Source organism: Kribbella pittospori (assembly GCF_004331465.1).
Taxonomy (GTDB): Bacteria; Actinomycetota; Actinomycetes; order Propionibacteriales; family Kribbellaceae; genus Kribbella; species Kribbella pittospori.
The window spans coordinates 720001-739964 of the sequence record NZ_SJKB01000001.1; the positions used below are offsets into that span (position 1 = coordinate 720001).

The window sequence follows — 19964 nt, forward strand, 5'->3', positions numbered from 1 at the left end:
CTCGACCCGGGTCCTGACACTGGCGTGATGCCGGAGAATCTCGCCGACGCGAAGGCGACCGCCGCGGGTCTGGCCGCCGAGCGCCGACGCCGGCCGTCGTGGGGACTCCTGATCGGGCAGCCGTTGTTCGTGGCGATCGTCCTGGCGGGCTGGGCGATCTGGCGGTCGCAGGCTGAGCTCGACTCGATCGAGCAACGTCAGCTCGACTGGAAGCTGCTCGGTCGGTTGACCGTCGAACACCTCGAGCTCACCGCAGTGGCCACAGTGATCGTGCTGGCGATCGCCGTACCGCTGGGCATCGCGCTGACCCGGCCGAGGTTGCGCCGGGCGGCTCCGATCGTCGTGGCGGTGGCCAACGCCGGTCAGTCGGCTCCGGTGATCGGACTGATCGTGCTGCTGGCGATCTGGCTCGGCTTCGGCTTCTGGACCGCGATCCTGGCGCTCTGCCTGTACGCGATCCTGCCGGTACTGCGGAACACCATCGTCGGACTGCACGGCGTCGACCCGACCTTGGTGGAGGCCGGCCGGGGGATGGGTATGTCGAGCCCGGCGGTGCTCGGCCGGATCGAGCTACCGCTGGCGGTGCCGGTGATCATGGCCGGCATCCGGACTGCGCTCGTACTCGTCGTCGGCACTGCGACCCTGGCGACGTTCATCGACGCGGGCGGTCTGGGCACGCTGATCACGACCGGCATCCGGCTGCTCCGGTTCCCGGTGCTGATCAGTGGCGCGTTGCTCGTCGCCGCGCTGGCGTTGCTGATCGACTGGGCGGGCCGAGTGCTCGAAGAGGTCGCGCGACCGAGGGGACTCGGATGAGGCGGATCCTGGCGGTACTCAGTGCATCGTTGCTTGTTCTGTCCGGCTGCGGTCTCGGCACCAGCGGCGGATTCGTTCCGACCGGTTCGCTGAACGGCTCGTTGCGATCGGTGCAGAGCCTGGACGGACTCTCCATCGGGATCGGGTCGAAGAACTTCCAGGAGCAACTGATCCTCGGCAAGATCGCCGCGATCCTGATGCAGTCCGCGGGCGCCGAGGTGAAGGACCTGACGAACATGCCCGGCAGCGACACCTCCCGGCAGGCGATGCTGCAGGGCCAGATCCAGATGTCGTGGGAGTACACCGGCACCGCGTGGATCTCGTACCTCGGGCACGACACCGGCATCCCGGACAAGCAGAAGCAGTACGACGCGGTCCGCAAGGAGGACGAGGAGAAGTACGGCCTGATCTGGCTGAAGCCCGCGCCGATGAACAACAGCTACGGCTTCGCGGTGACCCGCAAGAACTCCGAGAAGCTGCACCTCACCAAGCTGTCGCAGCTCGATTCGCTGCCGGTGAAGGAGCGCACGTTCTGCGTCGAATCCGAGTTCGCGAACCGGAACGACGGGTTCGAGCCGATGCTGAAGCACTACGGCGTACCGCTCGGAACCGGCGTACTGCGGGACAACATCCGGACTCTCGACACGGGAGCCGTGTACGCCGCGACCAGCAAGGGCGACTGTCTGTTCGGGGAGATCTTCACGACCGACGGGCGGATCAAGTCGCTGGATCTGGTGGTGCTACAGGACGACAAGAAGTACTTCCCGGCGTACAACGTGGCTCCGGTGATCAGCAAGAAGGTGCTCGACAAGTACCCGCAGCTGCGGGACTTGTTCGAGCCGGTGTCGGACAAGCTGACGGACGAGGTGCTGATCGAGCTCAACGCTCAGGTCGATGTAGACGGGCGGGAGCCGGCCGATGTCGCGATGGACTGGCTGGTGAAGGAAGGGTTCGTCAACCGCGACTGACGGGCTGCTCCTGGGCGGAGCAACCCGTCGTCGTTCAGTGCGCTGGTGTGCCTTCGCGGGCGCGCTTCGGCAGTAACCAGGTGACGGCGAGGCTGACCACGAACATCCCGATCGCGACCAGTACCGCGGTCTTGGTCGCGCCGAGGAACGCGTGCGCCGGCAACAGCTGGAAGAAGATCGTGCCGATCACTGCGACCCCGATCGCACCGCCGAACTGCTGCATCGCGGTCAGTACGCCGGATGCCGAACCCGCTGCCTGGTCGTCGATCGACGCCAGGATGATGTCGAACAGCGGGGCGAACACCAGTCCGGCACCGATACCGGTCGCGAGGGTTGCCGGGACCAGGTTCCAGATCGTGGTGGCGTCGCCGTACGTGTGCAGGGTGAACCACACGCCGCCCATCGCCAGGGTCATCACCGCGACCCCGAGCTGCAGCGCCTTGCGGCCGAACTTCGGTGCGAGCAGGCCGCCGGACAGCGGCGCGCCGATCGCGATGCCGAGCGAGAACGGCACCATCGCGAGGCCGGCCTTGAGCGGGCTGTAGTGCAGACCGAGCTGGGTGAACAGGTTGAAGACCAGGGTGAAGCCGGACATCGCCAGGAAGAACGTGGTGATGACGGCGAGGCCGGCGACGTACCCGCGGCTGCGGAACAGCGACGGGTCGATGACCGGGTTGCCGGAGCGGCGCTCACGCCAGCCAAAGAGTGCGAACACGCCGATGGACGCGACCATCATCGCGATCGACCAGGCCGGCCAGCCGAGCTCGCGACCCTGGACCAGCGGGTAGATCAGCAGCCCGGACGCGAGGCTGACCAGTACGACGCCTGCGGTGTCGAGCCGGGACGCGCCAGGCGTCTTCACCTCGGGCATGAACCGGAGTGCGCCGACCAGGGCGGCGATTCCGATCGGGACGTTGATGAAGAAGATCATCCGCCAGCCGGCGTCGAACCAGTTCGCGTCGATCAGTACGCCGGCGAGGATCGGGCCGGCGACTGCAGACAATCCCATCACCGGACCGAACATCGCGAACGCCTTGCCGATCTCTTCCGCCGGGAAGACCGCCTTCAGGATCGCGAACCCCTGCGGGATCATCACGGCGCCCAGCAGTCCCTGTGCGACCCGGCTGCCGATCAACAGCTCCGGTGAGGTGGCGAATCCGCAGACCGCGGACGCCAGGGTGAAGCCGACCGCGCCGATCAGGAACAGCCGGCGGCGTCCGACGAGATCGCCGAGGCGGCCGAAGCTGATCAGGCCGATCGCGAAGGCGAGCGTGTAGCCGGCGAGCATCCACTGCATCGCGGACTCGGACCCACCGAGCTCCGCTCGGATCGACGGCGCCGCAATGTTGACAATCGTCGCGTCGACAAGATCCATGATCTCCGCGATCAGCACGGTCGCGAGCACGATCCAGCGCCACCTGTACGGCGTACCGCTCGTCTTGTCGGAGGTGGTCGCCGGGCCGGCGGTGCCCGGCGCGGTGGTGGTCTGGGGTTCTGGTGGGGTGGTGGTTGAGGTGCTCATCGGTGGCTCCTGAAGGACGTGGCGCGAACGGTGTTCGTTAACGAACACTGTTCTAATCGCGAACACTGTTCCTGTCAAGTACGGTGTTCGCTACAGTGGTCCCATGACCCAGTCGCCCTGGCAGCCGATCAGCCCCGCGAAGCCCGCCCGCACCCCGAAGGAACCGCTCACCCGGGACCGGATCGTCGACGCGGCCATGCGCCTACTGGTCGACCAGGGGTACGACGCGGTCTCGATGCGCAAGGTCGCCCAGGTCCTTGGCACCGGACCCGCCTCGCTCTACGCCCACGTCGCGAACAAGAAGGAACTCGACCAACTCCTGGTCGACCGCGCCGCCGAGGACATGCGACTCCCGGAGCACCCGGATCCGGACCGCTGGCAGGAACAACTCAAGGACGCGATGCGCGAGATGCTCCGCGTGATGCGTGCCAACCCCGGCGTCGCCCGAGCCGCAATCGGTCAAGTCCCGCTGGGGGAGCGGGCCCTCATCAGCACCGAGCGATTCCTCGCGATCCTCAAGGCCGGTAACCTCCCCGACCAGGCCGCCGCCTGGGCCGTCGACCTCATCCCGCTCTACGTCACCGCCGTCGCCTTCGAAGAAACCGTCCAAGGCGCGTGGGCCTGGACCCCCGAAGACGTAGAAGGCTTCGTCACCGGCCTACGCACGTACTTCCAATCCCTCCCCGCCGACCGCTTCCCCCTCACCATCGCCCTGGCCACGTCCCTAACCTCCGGAGCCTCAGGCGACGAACGCTTCGAATTCGGCATCACCGTCATCACAGCAGGCCTAGCCGCCCTCGCCCAGAAGGCGTGACCCCCTCCAGCGACACCTGCTGCGGTCCGCCGGCCCAGCTACCGCACGCCACGCCGGACATTGCCTCGCACCCAACCGCCAGCAGTTCGGGGCACTCCCGCCGGTCCACCCCAGACTCGCTCCACCGGACATCCCGCCAGTCCACCCGAGGGTCGTTCCACCGGACGCGTCGGCCTGTCCGCGCGACGCTCGCCCCACCGGACGCCTCAGCCTCTCCACCCCAGGCCCCGCGTCGGTCCACAGGCGCGGCTTGGGTCCGGCCGCGCTCCATGCCAGTCCGCCGGGTGTGACCGCCAGCCTGCTCCGGGATCCACCGGTCTACTCCGAGCGCGTCCGTTGGGCCGCCGGCACCTCTGCCCGCCCCGGAGCCTGACCGGTCCGGCAGGTGTTACCGACTGGCAACTAGTGGTCGACTGCGTGTGACTCCTTGCTGTTCACTAATGCACATGGTTAATGTTCGGATTGTCAACAAAACTACGACCTGGCCGTCAGTGTGTGCCGAAGGCGTGAGGTGGGCACCCGGGTGAGGCCGTGTGACGACAGGAGGACACCATGGACGCCGAGACCCAACCGCCAGTCGGGCCCCAGCCGCTCAGGAACACACCCGTCGAGAGCCGGCCACCTGTCAGCAGTCCGGGCGGGGGCCGATCGCCAGGCGGAGGTGGTCCGTCAGGTGGAGGTCGTGCGTCGGTCGACGGCGCCTCAGGCGGTGGTGGCGCATCGGGTGGCGGCGGTGGCGGTCGAGGCGGTGCCTCGGGTGGTGGAGGTGCGTCCGGTGGTGGTGGGCGGTCGGGGGACTCGCGGACTTCGGTTGATTCTGAGCCGCCGCCCGGCGTGCTGAAGCGGGCGATCGCCGCATCGGCGATCGGGAACGCGACCGAGTGGTTCGACTACGGCATCTACGCGTACGGCGTGACCTACATTTCGGCCGCGATCTTCCCGGGCGACACCGAGAGCGCGACGCTGCTCGCATTGCTGACATTCGCCGTCTCGTTCCTGGTCCGGCCCCTGGGCGGTCTGGTCTGGGGTCCGTTGGGTGACCGACTCGGCCGCAAGCACGTGCTGGCGATCACGATCCTGATGATGTCCGGCGCGACGCTGTTGGCCGGTCTGGTCCCGTCGTACGACTCGATCGGACTGTGGGCGCCGACGCTGCTGGTCGTGCTCCGGATGATCCAGGGCTTCTCCACCGGTGGCGAGTATGGCGGTGCCGCGACGTTCATGGCGGAGTATGCCCCGAGCCGCAGGCGTGGATTCCTGGGCAGCTTCCTGGAGTTCGGAACGTTGGCCGGATTCTCCGCCGGTGCATTGCTGATGCTGTTCTTCTCGCTGGTACTCGGGGACGAGAAGATGCACGCGTGGGGCTGGCGCCTGCCGTTCCTGGTGGCAGCGCCGCTCGGTCTGGTCGGTGTCTACCTGCGGTCGCGTCTCGAAGACACGCCTGTCTTCCGCGAACTCGAGGCGAAGGGCCAGAAGGAAGAGCAGACCACCCACCAGTTCCGGGACCTGCTGGCCGGTTACTGGCGGCCGATCCTCCGGCTCGGTGGCATGGTCGTCGCCCTGAACGTCGTCAACTACACGCTGCTGACGTACATGCCGACGTACCTCGAGAGCGAGATCAAGCTCAGCGCGGACGAATCACTGATCGTGCCGATCATCGGAATGTTGACAATGATGATCTTCCTGCCGTTCGCCGGTCGACTATCGGATCGGGTCGGCCGCAAGCCGCTTTGGTGGGTCTCGCTGACCGGGTTGTTCGTCTTCGGGGCACCGATGTTCCTGCTGATGGGGACGAACATGCTCGGCGCGATCGTCGGCTTCGCAGTACTCGGGCTGCTGTACGTCCCGCAGCTCGCGACGATCTCGGCGACCTTCCCGGCGATGTTCCCGACCCACGTCCGGTACGCCGGTTTCGCGATCGCCTACAACGTGTCGACCTCGCTGTTCGGAGGTACGGCGCCCGCCGTGAACGACTGGCTCACCGCCAAGACCGGCAACGCCCTGACGCCGGCGTACTACATGATGGCCGCCTGCATCATCGGCGCCATCGCCCTCGTCAAGGTCCCCGAAACCACCCGCTGCCCGCTCAACGGGACCTCGATCCCAGGCACCGAAGGGGCGCCACCCCCGGTCGCCCTGGAACCCGAGCCGGCCAGAGCCTGACTACTCAATCGGCTCCTGCAGTTCGGTGACCCAGCCGTCCGGATCGTCCGGGCAGTCGAGGTAGAGCTCCCGCGCAGGCTCGCTGGACCGATGACCGTTGTCGTCGATCCAGCCGGCCAGCGCCTGCCACGCGGGCAGTACTTGGTCGATCGGTCCGCGGTGCACCAGCGTCGCAGCGCGTACCGCGGGCAGGTCGATCACGTCCAGGCCGTTGAGGTTGCCTTCGGCATCGATCGCCGCTGGAACAGTGGCGCGGACGACGACTTCGTCCTCGGTCTCGTGGGAGCGTTCGTACAGGCAGGTCAAGTGGCCGGATGGCCGGACGGCAGCGTGGGGGAGTCGGCGGCCGAGTTCGGCACAGAGCGGATGGACCACCGGGCTGATGTCCGCGGGCGTGAAGCTCGCAGCGGTGGTGGTCAGTCCGACCAGCCGGACGGCCGCCAGATCCTTGATCACCACATCGGCAGTGGGGAGGTCGGCTGCGATGCCGCGCAGGCGTGACTCGACCTGCGCGAGCCGGGCGTAACTCTCGGCAACAGTGGATTCCAGCTCCGCACGTCGGATTGTCAACAATGCTTGCAGCTCGGCCGGGCTGATCTCGTCGGCGACCATCGTCCGTACCTGCTCGAGCGAGAACCCGAGATCCTTCAGCGCGACGATCCGGTTGAGGTCGGCGAGTTGTCCGGCGGTGTAGCTGCGATAGCCGGTCGCGGGATCGACGTACGCCGGTCGCAGTAGTCCGATGGCGTCGTAGTGCCGCACCATACGGATCGATACCCGCCCGTGCCGTGCAAACTCTCCGATTGCGAACAATGCATGCCTCCTTCGGCGGTGACGTCGAGCGGTACGCCGCCGGGCAGCGGCGGCAGGTCCCGGTCGTCAAGCAGCCAGCAGTTCCGCGAACGTGATCGCGGTGTCATCCTCGTGCCACGGACCGATCACCTGCGCGCCGACCGGCAGCCCGTCCGGCGTCTGCCCGATCGGCATGCTGAGTGCGGGGTGCCCGGTCAGTGAAGCGTGCGCGATCCAGAACACCTGGGCGTCGTACCGCTGCTCGCCGTATGACGTCGTGATGGTGCGCTCCTCGAACGGCCGGTCGTCGTGGGGGAACGCCGCGGTGAAGCTGGCGGGGCACACGAACACATCGACATCCTCGAAGTACCGCTGCCACTTCATCCGTGCGCTCATTCTCCGCCGCTCCTGCTCGATCACCTCGGTGAGACTCAACGACGACGGCTCACCGCCGTGCAGCGCGAAGAACAGTTCGACCTGGGATCTGAACGCCTCGGCCTGGTCCCACGGATCGACACCGTCGGGCCAGCCCTCGACGATCTTCGCACCGCTCCGGCCAATCCGATCGACGGTTGCCGACAACGCGTCGCCTACCTCACTCGACACCGGCGCGGCGGGATGGTTGGTCACTACGCCGACCCGGAAGTCCGCGAGCCGGTTGTGGCGCGACCGGCGCAGTTCCCAGGAGTACGGCGCGGCCGGGCCGCCAGTCACCCGCAGCGCGGTCCGCAGATCGGCGGCCGATCGCGCGAGTGGTCCGATTGTCGACAAGTTCGGGAACTCGTTCGGCACTTCCGGTGGCCCCGGCACCTGGAAGCCGTGCAGCGGGACCAGCCCGGCGGTCGGCTTCAGTCCATAGACACCGCAGTACGCCGCCGGCAGGCGGATCGACCCGACCAGATCGGAGCCGTACTCCAGATAGCTGAGCCCCGCCGCGAGTGCGGCCGCGCCGCCTCCGCTCGAGCCGCCCGGGGTGCGGGTGAGGTCCGCCGGGTTGTTCGTCCGCCCGTAGATCTCGTTCGCGGTCTGTCCGAAATCCGCGAGCATCGTGTGGACATTGCTCTTGCCGACAATGATCGCGCCGGCCCGACTGAGTCGCTCCACCACCACCGCGTCCCGATCCGCCACGTACTCCGCGAACGCCGGATTGCCCCAGGTCGTATGCAGGCCGGCGACGTTGAAACACTCCTTGATCGTCATCGGTACGCCCTGCAGCGGCCCGACCTCACGATCGTCCGCAACCGCCGCATCAGCTTCGTCCGCATTCCGCAGAGCGAACTCCGCCCTCGTCTCGACCACTGCGTTCACGCTGCGATCGCCCGCGATCCGCGCCAGCAGTTGCTCCGTGACCTCGCGCGACGTCACCTCACCGGCCCGAATCCGGCGCGCGATCTCCGTTGCTGTTGTCATCATGCGGATTGTCTACGGTCTGACACAGTGTCAGGGTCAACGTCAGGATCGACCGACCGGGCGCCCGTTGTGGAACACCGTCCGGATGCGGGACTCCAACGACGTACAGTCCAGGTCCGTGCCGTCGACCAGCACCAGGTCCGCGCGCTTACCTGCGCAGATCTCACCGCGGTCGTCCGAGAGCCCAAGCAGCCGGGCGGCGTCGATTGTTGCCGCGCGCAACGCTCCGGCATCGCCCAGGCCGGCCGCCGCCAGGTGCTCAAGCTCCCGCAGTACTTCGGTGTGCGGGCGTACTGGATTGTCCGTCCCCATAGCGATCGGCACCCCCGCATCGAGCGCGAGCCTGACCGACTTGCGGTGCGCCTCAGGAGCGCCGTCGGGGACATGCTCAGGATCAGGTTGTGTTGTCGACAAGGTCGGCACGTAGAACGTTCCGGATGCAGCCATCGCCTCAACAGCAGCCTCGTCGAGGTACGTCCCGTGCTCGATACTCGCCGCCCCGGCCCGCGCCGCCACCTCGGCTGCCCGCGCGCCATGCGCATGCACCATGACCCGGCGATCACCCTGCCGGCGCGCTTCGTCCACCAGCGCTGTCATCTCGTCGACAGTCAACTGGACGTCATGCACCCCGATCCCGAACGCCATCGATCCGGTCGCGGTGAGCTTGATCCAATTCGCTCCGGCCCGCACCATCCGCCGTACGACGGCCCGAGCTCCGTCCGCGCCGTCGAACACCGGGTCCGGCATCGACGGATCCCCGAAGTAGTCGACCGGCCCGAGGTCCGGTGTCCACAGATCGCCGATGCCGCCCGTCGTACACACCTGGCGAAGGCTGATCAGCACCTCGGGTCCGTCGATCCAGCCGCGCTCAACTGCGAGCCGTACGCCGGCATCGGCGCCCCACGCGTCGCGAATCGTGGTGACGCCAAGGCTCAGCAACGTCCGGAGTACGGGTACGGCGGACAGCGGCCGACTCGACTGTGGCAGTCCGTCCGAGTCGCTCAGCATCTGCGTGAGACACACGTGCGTGTGGCAGTCGATCAGCCCTGGCAGCAGTAACCCACCGGAACAGTCGACGTCCTCGTCGCCATCCAGCCCTGGTCCAATGTCAACAATCCGATCGTCGGCCAGTACGACGTCCGCCGTCCGCACCTCGCCAGACGCGACATCGAGCACGGATCCGGAATGCAGCAGCAGGCGACCAGTCACTTCCGCATCGTCGCAACCCCAAGGACCACTGGGAACGGCTCACAGCCGCCGGCATCGCGCTCAGGACACAGCGGTGCCATGGGCGTCCGACGCCGAAAATCGGTCGCAAGTTTGATGACGGTCGTAGTAACTTGCCTGCTCGATCGAAATCGTTGCCGACAATCCGTGGAGCCGGAAGAGAGACGGCCGCATGAACGCCGAGACCGTTGCCACGCACCAGCGCACGCCCGGGCCAGGACGTGGGCCGGTTGGTGGTCTGCTGCGGACGAGGAATTTCGGCTTGTTCTGGGTCGGCGAGTCAACCAGCGGATTCGGCTCGGCGATCACGACTGTGGCCCTGCCCTCGTGGCGGTGACCACGTTGCACGCCGGCACCAGCATGGTGGCGCTGCTGACGGCCGCGAACTGGGTGCCGTTTCTGGTCATCGGACTTCCGGCTGGGGCGTGGGTCGACCGGTGGTCGCGTCGACGCGTCTTGCTGGCCGCCGATCTCGTGTCTGCGGTGGTGCTGGCCGGAGTCCCGATCGCGGCGTGGACCGGAGTACTCACCATGGGCATGCTGCTGGCGGCCGCGCTGCTCGCCGGTATCGCCAAGGTGTTCTTCGACCTGGCGTACAACGCCTTTCTGCCCCATCTGCTCGCCCCCGAGGATCTGCTAGAGGGCAACTCCAAACTGCAGACCAGCGCGTCGGCGGCCGAGCTCGCCGGTCCGGGCCTCGGAGGCCTATTGGCGCAAGTGGCCGGCGCGGTCTGCGGGGTCCTCATCGACGCGCTGACGTTCCTGGTCTCGGCGGTCTGCTTGGCCCTACTGCGAGTTGGGCCCGAGGCTCGGCGAGACCGGGTCGGTGATCTGGGCGTGTTCCGTCAGATCGCCGAGGGTTTCGGGTTCATCCGGCGCGAGAGTTTCCTGGTGGCCATGACCGCGATGGCGGCGATGGGCAACTTCGCCATGATGGGCGTAACCGCGCTGCGGATTGTCTACCTGGTGCGGACAGAGGGCGCCAGTCCGGGCACCGTGGGACTGGTGATCGGTGCGAGCAGCGTCGGCGGCATCCTCGGCGCCGTGTTCGCGTCGCGGATCGTGCGGCGCTTCGGCAACGCGCGCGCCTACCTGGTAGCGAATCTCGCGATCGCGCCGTTCATCCTGCTCCTTCCGGCGGCCGGTTCCGGTTGGCGTCTGTCGCTGTTCGCGGCCGGATCCCTCGTGGTGCTGACCGGCTCCACAGTCTCGAACGTCATCACCGCCACGTTCCGGGGTAGCTACGTGCCCGTTCAGCTGCTCGGCCGGGTCACAGCGAGCTCGCGGTTCCTCGTTTTCGGCACAGGTCCGCTCGGTGCGGTGACCGCCGGAGCGTTGGCGACCGCCTTTGGAATCCGAGCCGCCATGTGGGCGCTGGCTGTCCTGTTCGCCTGCACCCGCGCGCTCCCGTTGGCCACGCCGATCCGCACGTTGCGCGACTTTCCCGCCTACCGCGCCTGACGCCGGCTCGTCGGTCAACGACCTCCCGCTCGCCTGCTCCAGGTGGGATCAGGTGGTGATGGCGGAGACTGCGTCGGACCAGATGCTGGCGGCTTCGTCGATCGCGTCTGGGGTGACGACGAGGGCGGGGATGAAGCGGACCACCTGGCTCCAGGCGCCGCAGGTCAGCAGGAGCAGGCCACGGCGGGCGGCCTCCTGCTGTACGGCGGCTGCCGTGACAGGGTCGGGTTTGCCGTTTGCGTCACGGAACTCGTTGCCGACCATCAGTCCAAGCCCACGGACGTCGGTGATCTGCTCGTGCTTATCCGCCACCATTTGCAGAGCCTGCTTGAGCTGAGCGCCGCGCTCGGCCGAGTTCTGCACCAAGCCCTCGTCCTGGATCACGTCGAGTGTCGCCACCGCCGCCGCGCACGCCACCGCGTTCGCGCCGTACGTCCCGCCCTGCGAGCCGGGCCACGCCTTCTCCATCAACGCCGACGAGGCGGCGATGCCCGACAGCGGGAAGCCCGACGCAAGCCCCTTCGCTGTGACCAGGATGTCGGGCTGCGAACCGAAGTGGTCGCCGCCCCAGAACTTCCCGGTGCGTCCGAAGCCGGTCTGTACTTCGTCGACAACCAGCAGGATCCCGTGCTCGTCGGCGCGTTCTCGCAGGCCGGCGAAGAACCGTTCGTTCGCTGGGACGTAGCCGCCCTCGCCGAGCACCGGTTCGACGAAGAACGCAGCGGTGTCGGCGGGCGTACTCAAGGTCTGGAGGACATAGTCGAGCTGGCTCAGCGCGAAGTCCGTCGCCTGCTCGACCGGCCAGCCGAAGTGGCCCGGGTCCGGGAACGGCGAGACGTGTACGCCGGCCATCAGGGGACTGAAGCCGGAACGGAACTTCGTCCCGGACGTCGTCATCGATGCCGCTGCGACGGTCCGACCGTGGAAGCCGCCGTGGAACACGATCACGTTCGGCCGTCCGGTCGCCTGTCGGCTCAGGCGTAGTGCGGCTTCGATCGCCTCGCTGCCGGAGTTCGCGAAGAACATCCGGTCGAGGTGCTGGGGGAGGACCTCGCCGAGGCGGTCGACCAGCGTCAGCAGCGGCCGGTGCATCACGGTCGTGTACTGCGCGTGGATGATCTTGCCGACCTGCTCCTGGGCAGCCGCGACCACACGGGGATGGCAGTGCCCGGTCGAGGTCACGCCGATGCCGGCCGTGAAGTCGAGATACCGGCGGTCGTCCTCGTCGAACAGCAGCACGCCCTCACCGCGGGCGGCGACGACTCCGGTCGCCTGTTTCAGGATCTGCGAGAGCTCGGCCACGGACTTCCCCTCCACTTGTCGACTGGTAGATTGTCGACAATCAGCGTATCTCAGCTGTCGAGGCCGGTGAAGGGGTGCAAATGACCGAGCAAAACCCAACCAACCCAACAAACGCCGACCGGTATCCGACCCGGGCAGCAGGTGCCGAGCGGCACCAGCCCGGGGCAGTGCATGCCGGTCAGGACGGCACCGCGGTGGTTGGTATCGCCCGGCGCGAGGCCGGAGTGGTGGGGGCCGCACGGCGCGGGGCTGGGGCGGTAAGTGCCGGGCGGGGCGAGTCCGGGGCGGTAGGGGTCGCGCGACGTGAGTCCGGGGTGGTGGGTGCCGCGGCTGGCGGTGCAGCACGGCGTGAGCCCAGGGCGGTGGGTGTCGCGAGGCGCGGGCCTGGGGCGGTTGGCGTCGCGCTGGGTGGGGCCGGGGCGGCAGGTGGCGCGCAGCACGAGACCAGGGCGGTGGTTGCTGGGCGAGGCGCGGCCGGGGTGGTGGGGGCCGGGCTCGGCGAGAGCAGGGCGGAGGCGGAACGGTGGCTGCCGGGCGGGATGAGGCCCTGGAACTCGGTGCTGGGCAGGACGAGATCCGCGCGGTGGTTGCTGGGCTGGGCGCGGGCGAAGCGTTGGTTGTTGAGCGGGATGGGGGTGGCGTGATGGGTGCCGGGCGGGATGTTTCTCGGGACGAGGTCAGAGTTGTCGAGGCGGTTGAGAAGCGACTGTTCATCGACGGCAAGTGGGAGGACGCCGAGGGCGGTACGACGTTCGACGTGGTCGACCCGTCGACGGGCGACGTGCTCTGCGCGGTGGCCGATGCGACACCGGCCGACGGACGGGCCGCCCTCGAGGCGGCCGTCGCAGCGCAGCCGGCGTTCGCCAAGACATCACCCCGTGAACGAGCCGACATGCTGACAGCGGCGTACGAGCTGCTGATGGAGCGTGTTGACGATCTGGCGTTGCTGATGACGCTCGAGATGGGCAAGCCGCTCGCGGAGGCGCGCGGCGAGATCGCGTACGCCGCCGAGTTCTTCAGGCACTTCGCGGGCGAGGCGCTTCGCATCGATGGCGGGTACCAAACCGCGCCGGCCGGCAACGCGCGCTTCCTGATCACGAAGCAACCGGTCGGCCCCTGCCTACTGATCACCCCGTGGAACTTCCCGATGGCGATGGGCACCCGCAAGCTCGGCCCGGCGATCGCGGCCGGCTGCACGAGTGTGATCAAACCCGCGCACCAGACGCCGCTGTCGATGCTCGCGCTGATGGGGATCCTCGCGGAGGCCGGCGTACCGGCGGGCGCAGTCAACTGCGTCACCGCGATGGACGCGGGCGGCGTGATGGAGCCGCTGATCCGCTCCGGTCTGGCTCGCAAACTGTCGTTCACCGGCTCCACGCGCGTCGGGCGAATCCTGCTGGAGCAGGGCGCCGAGAAGGTTCTGCGGACGTCTCTCGAGCTCGGCGGCAACGCGCCGTTCCTCGTGTTCGAGGACGCGGACCTGGACGAGGCCGTCGACGGCGCGATCGCAGCCAAGATGCGCAACATGGGAGAGGCCTGTACGGCAGCCAACCGGATCTTCGTACACGCCTCCTTGATCGACGAGTTCGGGCGCCGTCTCGCGGCGAAGATGTCCGCGCTGACGGTCGGTCGCGGTACCGAAACCGACGTCAAGGTCGGCCCGCTGATCGACGAGGCCGGTCTCACCAAGGTCCAGTCGCTGGTCGCCGACGCCGTCGACCGCGGTGCCACCGTCCTCACCGGCGGAGAGGTTGCCCCGGGCAACGGCTACTTCTATCCGCCGACCGTCCTCACCGGCGTACCCCGCGATGCTGCGATGGCGGACCAAGAGATCTTCGGCCCGGTCGCACCGCTGACGCCGTTCACGACAGAAGACGAGGCGCTGGCGGCCGCGAACGACACGGAGTACGGCCTGGTCGCGTACGTCTTCACCAACGACCTCCGCCGCGCGCTCCGCATCGCCGAGTCCCTCGAGACCGGCATGGTCGGCCTCAATCAGGGCGTGGTGTCCAACCCCGCCGCCCCGTTCGGTGGCGTCAAACAATCCGGTCTCGGTCGGGAGGGCGGCTCCATCGGCATCGAGGAGTTCCTCGAGACGAAGTACATCGGCATCGCGATGCCCTGATCGCGAACGAGCGAACCTACCGCGACGTGAGGCGAGCGATGGCGTCGTCCATGTGGGCGACCAGCAGATCGTCGGCATGCAGACCGTCGCCGTTGAGGATGGCTTCGGCCAGGCGCTGGTGCTCGCCGACGCGAACCTCCGACGTCGTGTAGGTCTCCTCGAGGGCGTGGATGCACATGCGGGTCTCGGTGATGTACGTCCGGTGCATCCGGGACAGCCGAGGGCTGCCGGCCAGTTCGACCAGGCGTTCGTGGAAGGCGATGTCGATCTCGCCGACGGCTGCCGGGTCGCCCTCCGCGGCGGCCATGTCGTGGACGATGGTGAGCAGTTGCTCACCGGCGGCCTTGTGGTCGCCCAGCATGATCTTGCGGGCGGCGGCGCGCTCGATCGCCTCGCGGGCCAGGTACATGTCCTGGACGTCGTCCGCGGTCATGTCGACCACGAACAACCCGCGGTTGCGGATCGCGACCAGCAGCCCTTCCTGCGTCAGCCGCTGCATGCCCTCCCGCAGAGGTCCGCGACTGACGCCGAGCTTGCGCGCGAGGTCCGCCTCGCCGAGCTGCGTGCCCGGCTTGAGCTCCCCGTGGCCGATGGCCTTGCGCAGCTTGTCGGCGATGATGCTCGGCGTCGACTCCTGGGCCAGCGGCTCGATGTAACTGGTCACACTTCCGTCCCCCTTGAGGCAAACAAACTTCCCAGACCTGGCAGAGAAGGTACCTGGCCGAGCAAGTCGAGTCCCTTCCAGACCGTCACCTGGTTCGCCGTCAGGACCGGCTTGCCGACCGCGGTCTCCAGATCGTCGACAATCTCCAGCGTGTGCATGGCAGTGTCCGGCACCAGGATCGCCTCGGCGTCCGGGTGGTCAGCGGCCTTCACCATCGCGATCACCTGGTCCGGCGCGAGGGTCCCGACCTCGGCCGCGGTGATGATTCCGTGGCTGCCCATCGACACCACCTCGACCCCGCCGCCGGTCAGAAACCGGACGAAGTGCTGTGCCACGTCCTCCGGGTACGATGCCGCCACCGCGACCCGCCGTACGCCGAGAGCCCGGCACGCGTCCACGAACGCGATCGAGGTGGACGATGCAGGCACGCCGATCGCCTGGGCGACGCCGGACGCTTGGTTGCGGGCGCCCTCGGGGCCGAAGACGAAACTGCCCGACGTACACGCCCACATCACGGCGTCGGGCTCCTCGGCCGCGAGCTCGGAGGCGCCTTCGGCGAGCCGCTCGGCGCGGCCGAGATCGAGCAGGGCGTCGACCCGATGCGCGTCCTCGCCCACCGATGTGATCACGATCGGCAGCCGGACCGCACCGTCGAGCCGCGCCTCGAGCGCCGGGTAGTCGTCCTCCGCGCTGTGCCCGGGATAGAGCAGCCCCACCGTGACCATTCGACCTCCTGGCTGACCCGCGTCGCAATAGGTAGATTGTCGACAATGCTAACGCGTGAAAGCTCCGGCACCGGAAATGTCGCGTACGATGTCCCGCGGTTGGTGGCCGGGTTGCGTCGGGAACTGCGCGGTGTGGTCGCGGATGACCGGCGGACCCGGGCGTTGTACGCCGCCGACGGCTCGAACTACCGCGCTGTCCCGGACCTGGTCGTCGTACCCGCGGATGCCGAGGACCTGGCGACGGCGGTGGCGCTCACTGCGGCGGCCGGCGCTCCGGTGGTGGTGCGTGGCGGCGGTACGTCGATGGCGGGCAACGCGATCGGCGGGGTGGTGATCGATGCGTCTCGTCACGTCAATCGCATTCTGGAGATCGATCCGGAGACGCGGACCGCGGTGGTTGAGCCGGGCGTCGTACTGACGGATCTGCTGGCTGCGGCCAAGCCGTACGGGCTGGCCTTCGGGGCGGATCCGTCGTCGGGGAGCCGGGCGACGTTGGGCGGGATGATTGCCAACAATGCGTGTGGTGCGCATTCGGTGGCGTGGGGGACGACTGCTGACAATCTGCGCTCGCTGGATGTCGTGCTTGCTGACGGGACGCGGATGACGGTGGATTCCACTGCGGACCGCGAGGAATGTGCGGCGCGGCCGGGGCGGGAGGGTGAGCTGCATCGGGCGCTGCAGGGGTTTGTCGATCGGAATGAGCTGCTGATCCGGCGGCGGTTCGGGCAGTTCACTCGGCAGATCTCGGGGTACGCGTTGCATCGGCTGCTGCCGGAGTACGGGTACAACGTGGCCGGATTGTTGACCGGGAGTGAAGGTGGGCTCGCGGCGACGTTGCGGGCGACTGTGGCGTTGACCGAGTTGCCGAAGGCAAAGGTTCTGTGTGTGCTCGGGTTCGCTGACTCGATCAGTTCGGCCGACTGCGTGCCGATCGTGCTGCGGCACGGCCCGCTCACGATGGAGTCCATCAACAGCGACCTGGTCGAACGCCTACCGCGAGAGGTCCGCGATGCCGCCGTACGCGCCGGTCTACCGGAGGGCAACGCCTGGCTCCTGATCGAAATGGGCGGCGAAGACGAACACGCCGCCACCACCGCCGCCCAAACCATGCTCGAAGACCTCCGCCACTCCGCATCAACAACCACAACCCCACCCAGCACCGGCCCCAGCCTGGGCGCCGACGCCAACGGGAGCGGTGGGGGGAGCGGGAGCGGCAGCAGCGACGGAGGAGGCAGCGGCAGTCCCGACGCCAGCAGCGGCAACCCCAGTCCCACCACCGGCGGCGTCGGCACCGCTGGTGGGAGCGGGAGGGGCGGCGCCACCTCGAGCGCCAGCAGCAGCGGCAACTCCAGTCCCACCACCGGCGGCGTCGGCACCGCTGGTGGGAGCGGGAGGGGCAGCGCCACCTCTAGTGCCAGCAGCAGCGTCAACGCCAACGCAAGCGCCAGCATCGGCGGAAGCGGCAGCGAGGACGAGAGCGAGAGGGCCAGCGGCAGCTTCAGCGCCCGCGCCGGAGACGGGAGCGTTGGCGAGAGCGGGAGAGTCGACGTGGCGGGCTCGTCTTTGGCGGGCGGAGGGCGTGGTCGGTGGCCGACGGCTTCGTTGGTTACTGAGCCTGGGGCGCAGGCTGTGTTGTGGCGGTGCCGGACTGATGCTGCGGGGCTGGCGACGCGGCGGGCTGATGGGGCTGAGGCCTGGGGTGGTTGGGAGGACGCCGCCGTACCGCCGGAGAGGTTGGGGGACTACCTCCGCGGCCTTGACGAGCTGATGGGACGGCACGGATTGTCCGGAGCGTCGTACGGGCATTTCGGTGAGGGCTGCATGCACATGCGGATCGACTTCGACCTGCTCAGTGCGCGCGGCCTCGCGACGTACCGGGAGTTCGTGGAACAGGCTACGGACCTCGTGGTCGAGCTCGGCGGTTCGGTGTCCGGCGAGCATGGTGACGGGCGGGCGCGAGGTGAGCTGCTCAGCCGAATGTACGGCGCCGACGGTGTGCGACTGTTCGCGGAACTCAAGGAGATCTGGGACCCGACGCGAGTGATGAACCCCGGGATGATTGTCGACCCGCCGCCGCTGGACCTGGCGTTCCGGCATGACGGTCCGGCGAAGGACCGCAGATTGTTGACAATCTTCGCGTACCCGGATGACGACAACGACTTCGCCCAGGCGCAGCGCCGTTGCGTCGGGATCGGCAAGTGTCGGCAGAGTTCGGGCGGAGTGATGTGCCCGAGCTATCAGGTCACCAAGGATGAACTGCACTCGACTCGCGGCCGCGCGCATCTGCTGTGGGAGATGCTGCAGGGCGATGTGATCACGGACGGATGGCGGTCGACGGAGGTACGCGACGGTCTCGACCTTTGCCTGTCCTGCAAGGGATGTCTGTCCGATTGTCCGGTGAACGTTGACATGGCGACATACAAGGCCGAGTTCACCCAGCATCACTATGCGCGCCGTCCGTGGGCGCGACCGATGTCGCACTGGTCGATGGGCTGGCTCCCACTCTGGGCACGACTCGCCTCGCCGGTGCCTGCGCTGGCCAACAAGGTCGCCGGCCTCCGTCTGGTGAAAAAGCTGGGTGGGATCGCGGCCGAGCGCGCTGTGCCTCCGTTCGCTTCGGAGACCTTCACGAGCTGGTTCGCCAAGCGCGCCGGGGGATTGTCGACCGGTGGACAACAGGTTGTGCTGTGGCCGGACACATTCACGAACTACCTCGCGCCGGAGATCGGGCGTGCCGCGGTTGAGGTGCTGGAGGCGGCTGGGTTCGAGGTGGTGCTGCCGGACAAGCCGGTGTGTTGTGGGCTGACCTGGATCTCGACCGGCCAACTGAAGAAGGCCCGACGCGTGCTGACCCGATCACTCAAGACCCTCGAGCCGCACCTCGCCGCCGGTACACCGATCGTCGGTCTCGAACCGAGCTGTACGGCGGCACTCCGCCACGACGCACCGGATCTGATTGCCGACAATCCTCTTGCCGACCAGGCAGCGAAGGCGACCCGCACGTTCGCCGAGCTACTCGTCGAGTCCGGCTGGGAACCGCCGCAGGTCGGGGGAGAAGCGTTGGTGCAGACGCACTGCCACCAGCACGCCGCGCTCGGCTTCGACGCCGACCGTCGCCTGATGGCCGCGGCCGGGATCGACGCCACCATCCCCGACTCGGGTTGCTGTGGGTTGGCCGGCAACTTCGGCTTCGAACGCGACCACTACGCCGTCTCGAAGGCGATCGGCGAGCGCGTCCTCCTCCCCGCCGTACGCTCCTTGCCCGAGGCAACCGCCGTGCTAGCCGACGGCTTCAGCTGCCGTACGCAAATAACCCACGGCACCCCCCGCCACCCCCACCACCTCGCCCAACTCCTAGCCGCCGCCCTACCCCAGCCAACCAACAGCTGAGCGGTTATGCCTTTCGTGTGGGTTTGCGTGGCGGCTTGAGGTTTAGGGCTGCTAGGGCGCCGTCTACGGCTGCTTGGCGGAGTTCGGCTTGGGGGACATTGGCGAATTGGATGGTGCAGTCCTGGATGCCGCCGAAGGCGATTACGGCTCGGGCGGCCTGTTCCAGGGTGGGGTTGGGGCCGTGGAGCAGCTTGCCCAGTCGTCCGCGCCACTCCAGGACGAGGTCGATCAGGCCTAGGTCGGCGAGTGTGGTCAGTTCGCTGAGCATGAGGACGATCTCTCGGCGGTTGCGGTAGTGGAAGTCGAAGTACCCCTCCAGCAGGGCGCGGGGCTCGACCTCGCCGAGCGCCTCCTGAGCCACCAGGAATGCCTCTTCCTCGTCGATGATCGGCTGCACGATGCTGCGGACCAGTTCCTCGCGGGAGGCGAAGTGGTAGTACAGCGCCGGCTTCGTGATGGCGAGCCGGTCGGCGATCTCCTGCAGGCTGGTCCGCTGCACGCCCTTCTGGGCGAAGAGCTCGCGGGCGACCTCCTGGATCCGCTGCTTGGTGTCCGTGGGACGAGGCATTCCGCCAGACTATCTGA

15 protein-coding genes are annotated in these 19964 nt (G+C 68.0%); 7 read left to right on the plus strand and 8 right to left on the minus strand.

The annotated features are described in order from the left end of the window. Positions 1–27 precede the first annotated feature (27 nt). Both E0H73_RS03310 and E0H73_RS03315 read left to right on the plus strand, forming a co-directional pair. Positions 28–816, plus strand: coding sequence for an ABC transporter permease (locus E0H73_RS03310; RefSeq protein WP_131350975.1), 789 nt, complete (start codon positions 28–30; stop codon positions 814–816). Further along, positions 813–1784, plus strand: coding sequence for a glycine betaine ABC transporter substrate-binding protein (locus E0H73_RS03315; RefSeq protein ID WP_131350978.1), 972 nt, complete (start codon positions 813–815; stop codon positions 1782–1784). The genes E0H73_RS03310 and E0H73_RS03315 overlap by 4 nt, the downstream gene beginning before the upstream one ends. 34 nt (positions 1785–1818) lie before the next feature. On the opposite strand, the gene E0H73_RS03320 is transcribed toward E0H73_RS03315, so the two are convergent. Then, entirely contained in the window at positions 1819–3306 is a 1488-nt protein-coding gene (locus tag E0H73_RS03320; protein WP_131350982.1) for a DHA2 family efflux MFS transporter permease subunit, read from the minus strand. 103 nt (positions 3307–3409) lie between these two features. Between E0H73_RS03320 and E0H73_RS03325 the strand changes: the two genes are divergently transcribed. Further along, on the plus strand, positions 3410–4120 hold the full coding sequence (locus tag E0H73_RS03325) for a TetR/AcrR family transcriptional regulator (RefSeq protein ID WP_131350985.1): 711 nt from the start codon (positions 3410–3412) through the stop codon (positions 4118–4120). 834 nt (positions 4121–4954) lie between these two features. Next, positions 4955–6283: an MFS transporter gene (locus E0H73_RS03335; RefSeq protein WP_131350988.1), complete on the plus strand. Its 1329-nt coding sequence runs from the start codon at positions 4955–4957 to the stop codon at positions 6281–6283. On the opposite strand, the gene E0H73_RS03340 is transcribed toward E0H73_RS03335, so the two are convergent. The 3 genes from E0H73_RS03340 to E0H73_RS03350 form a co-directional block, all read right to left on the minus strand. Continuing rightward, positions 6284–7096 carry a MerR family transcriptional regulator gene (locus E0H73_RS03340; RefSeq protein WP_131350991.1) on the minus strand — a complete coding sequence of 271 codons (813 nt, stop codon included), beginning with the start codon at positions 7094–7096 and terminating at the stop codon, positions 6284–6286. Between the two features lie 66 nt (positions 7097–7162). Then, positions 7163–8485: an amidase family protein gene (locus tag E0H73_RS03345; RefSeq protein WP_202867179.1), complete on the minus strand. Its 1323-nt coding sequence runs from the start codon at positions 8483–8485 to the stop codon at positions 7163–7165. Between the two features lie 42 nt (positions 8486–8527). Then, positions 8528–9694, minus strand: a complete 1167-nt coding sequence (locus tag E0H73_RS03350; protein ID WP_131350997.1) for a metal-dependent hydrolase family protein — start codon at positions 9692–9694, stop codon at positions 8528–8530. A 114-nt stretch (positions 9695–9808) separates the two neighbouring features. Between E0H73_RS03350 and E0H73_RS03355 the strand changes: the two genes are divergently transcribed. Then, the gene (locus E0H73_RS03355; protein ID WP_337590311.1) at positions 9809–11173 is read left to right on the plus strand and encodes an MFS transporter; all 1365 of its coding nucleotides are present in this window, start codon (positions 9809–9811) and stop codon (positions 11171–11173) included. A 48-nt stretch (positions 11174–11221) separates the two neighbouring features. Here E0H73_RS03355 and E0H73_RS03360 read toward each other — a convergent pair whose 3' ends face one another. Continuing rightward, entirely contained in the window at positions 11222–12490 is a 1269-nt protein-coding gene (locus E0H73_RS03360; RefSeq protein ID WP_238163779.1) for an aspartate aminotransferase family protein, read from the minus strand. A 628-nt stretch (positions 12491–13118) separates the two neighbouring features. Between E0H73_RS03360 and E0H73_RS03365 the strand changes: the two genes are divergently transcribed. Continuing rightward, positions 13119–14600 (plus strand): NAD-dependent succinate-semialdehyde dehydrogenase, encoded by a 1482-nt coding sequence (locus E0H73_RS03365; RefSeq protein ID WP_131352505.1) that lies wholly within the window; start codon positions 13119–13121, stop codon positions 14598–14600. 16 nt (positions 14601–14616) lie between these two features. Here the strand turns inward: E0H73_RS03365 and E0H73_RS03370 are convergent, their stop codons facing one another. Together E0H73_RS03370 and E0H73_RS03375 are read right to left on the minus strand one after the other, a co-directional pair. Next, on the minus strand, positions 14617–15264 hold the full coding sequence (locus E0H73_RS03370) for a GntR family transcriptional regulator (RefSeq protein WP_131351000.1): 648 nt from the start codon (positions 15262–15264) through the stop codon (positions 14617–14619). Beyond that, positions 15261–15989 (minus strand): maleate cis-trans isomerase family protein, encoded by a 729-nt coding sequence (locus tag E0H73_RS03375; RefSeq protein WP_202867181.1) that lies wholly within the window; start codon positions 15987–15989, stop codon positions 15261–15263. The genes E0H73_RS03370 and E0H73_RS03375 overlap by 4 nt, the downstream gene beginning before the upstream one ends. Positions 15990–16034: 45 nt before the next feature. Here E0H73_RS03375 and E0H73_RS47885 point away from each other — a divergent pair, with 45 nt between their 5' ends. Then, positions 16035–19379, plus strand: coding sequence for an FAD-binding and (Fe-S)-binding domain-containing protein (locus E0H73_RS47885; RefSeq protein WP_272949108.1), 3345 nt, complete (start codon positions 16035–16037; stop codon positions 19377–19379). 4 nt (positions 19380–19383) lie between these two features. On the opposite strand, the gene E0H73_RS03390 is transcribed toward E0H73_RS47885, so the two are convergent. Further along, the gene (locus tag E0H73_RS03390) at positions 19384–19947 is read right to left on the minus strand and encodes a TetR/AcrR family transcriptional regulator (RefSeq protein ID WP_131351003.1); all 564 of its coding nucleotides are present in this window, start codon (positions 19945–19947) and stop codon (positions 19384–19386) included. Between the last annotated feature and the right edge of the window lie 17 nt (positions 19948–19964).

Coding starts and splice junctions, on each gene's coding strand:
- E0H73_RS03310 (WP_131350975.1), top strand. CDS start 28: ATGCCGGAGAATCTCGCCGACGCGAAGGCGACCGCCGCGGGTCTGGCC.
- E0H73_RS03315 (WP_131350978.1), top strand. CDS start 813: ATGAGGCGGATCCTGGCGGTACTCAGTGCATCGTTGCTTGTTCTGTCC.
- E0H73_RS03320 (WP_131350982.1), bottom strand. CDS start 3,306: ATGAGCACCTCAACCACCACCCCACCAGAACCCCAGACCACCACCGCG.
- E0H73_RS03325 (WP_131350985.1), top strand. CDS start 3,410: ATGACCCAGTCGCCCTGGCAGCCGATCAGCCCCGCGAAGCCCGCCCGC.
- E0H73_RS03345 (WP_202867179.1), bottom strand. CDS start 8,485: ATGACAACAGCAACGGAGATCGCGCGCCGGATTCGGGCCGGTGAGGTG.
- E0H73_RS03355 (WP_337590311.1), top strand. CDS start 9,809: ATGACGGTCGTAGTAACTTGCCTGCTCGATCGAAATCGTTGCCGACAA.
- E0H73_RS03365 (WP_131352505.1), top strand. CDS start 13,119: ATGGGTGCCGGGCGGGATGTTTCTCGGGACGAGGTCAGAGTTGTCGAG.
- E0H73_RS03375 (WP_202867181.1), bottom strand. CDS start 15,989: ATGGTCACGGTGGGGCTGCTCTATCCCGGGCACAGCGCGGAGGACGAC.
- E0H73_RS47885 (WP_272949108.1), top strand. CDS start 16,035: ATGCTAACGCGTGAAAGCTCCGGCACCGGAAATGTCGCGTACGATGTC.
- E0H73_RS03390 (WP_131351003.1), bottom strand. CDS start 19,947: ATGCCTCGTCCCACGGACACCAAGCAGCGGATCCAGGAGGTCGCCCGC.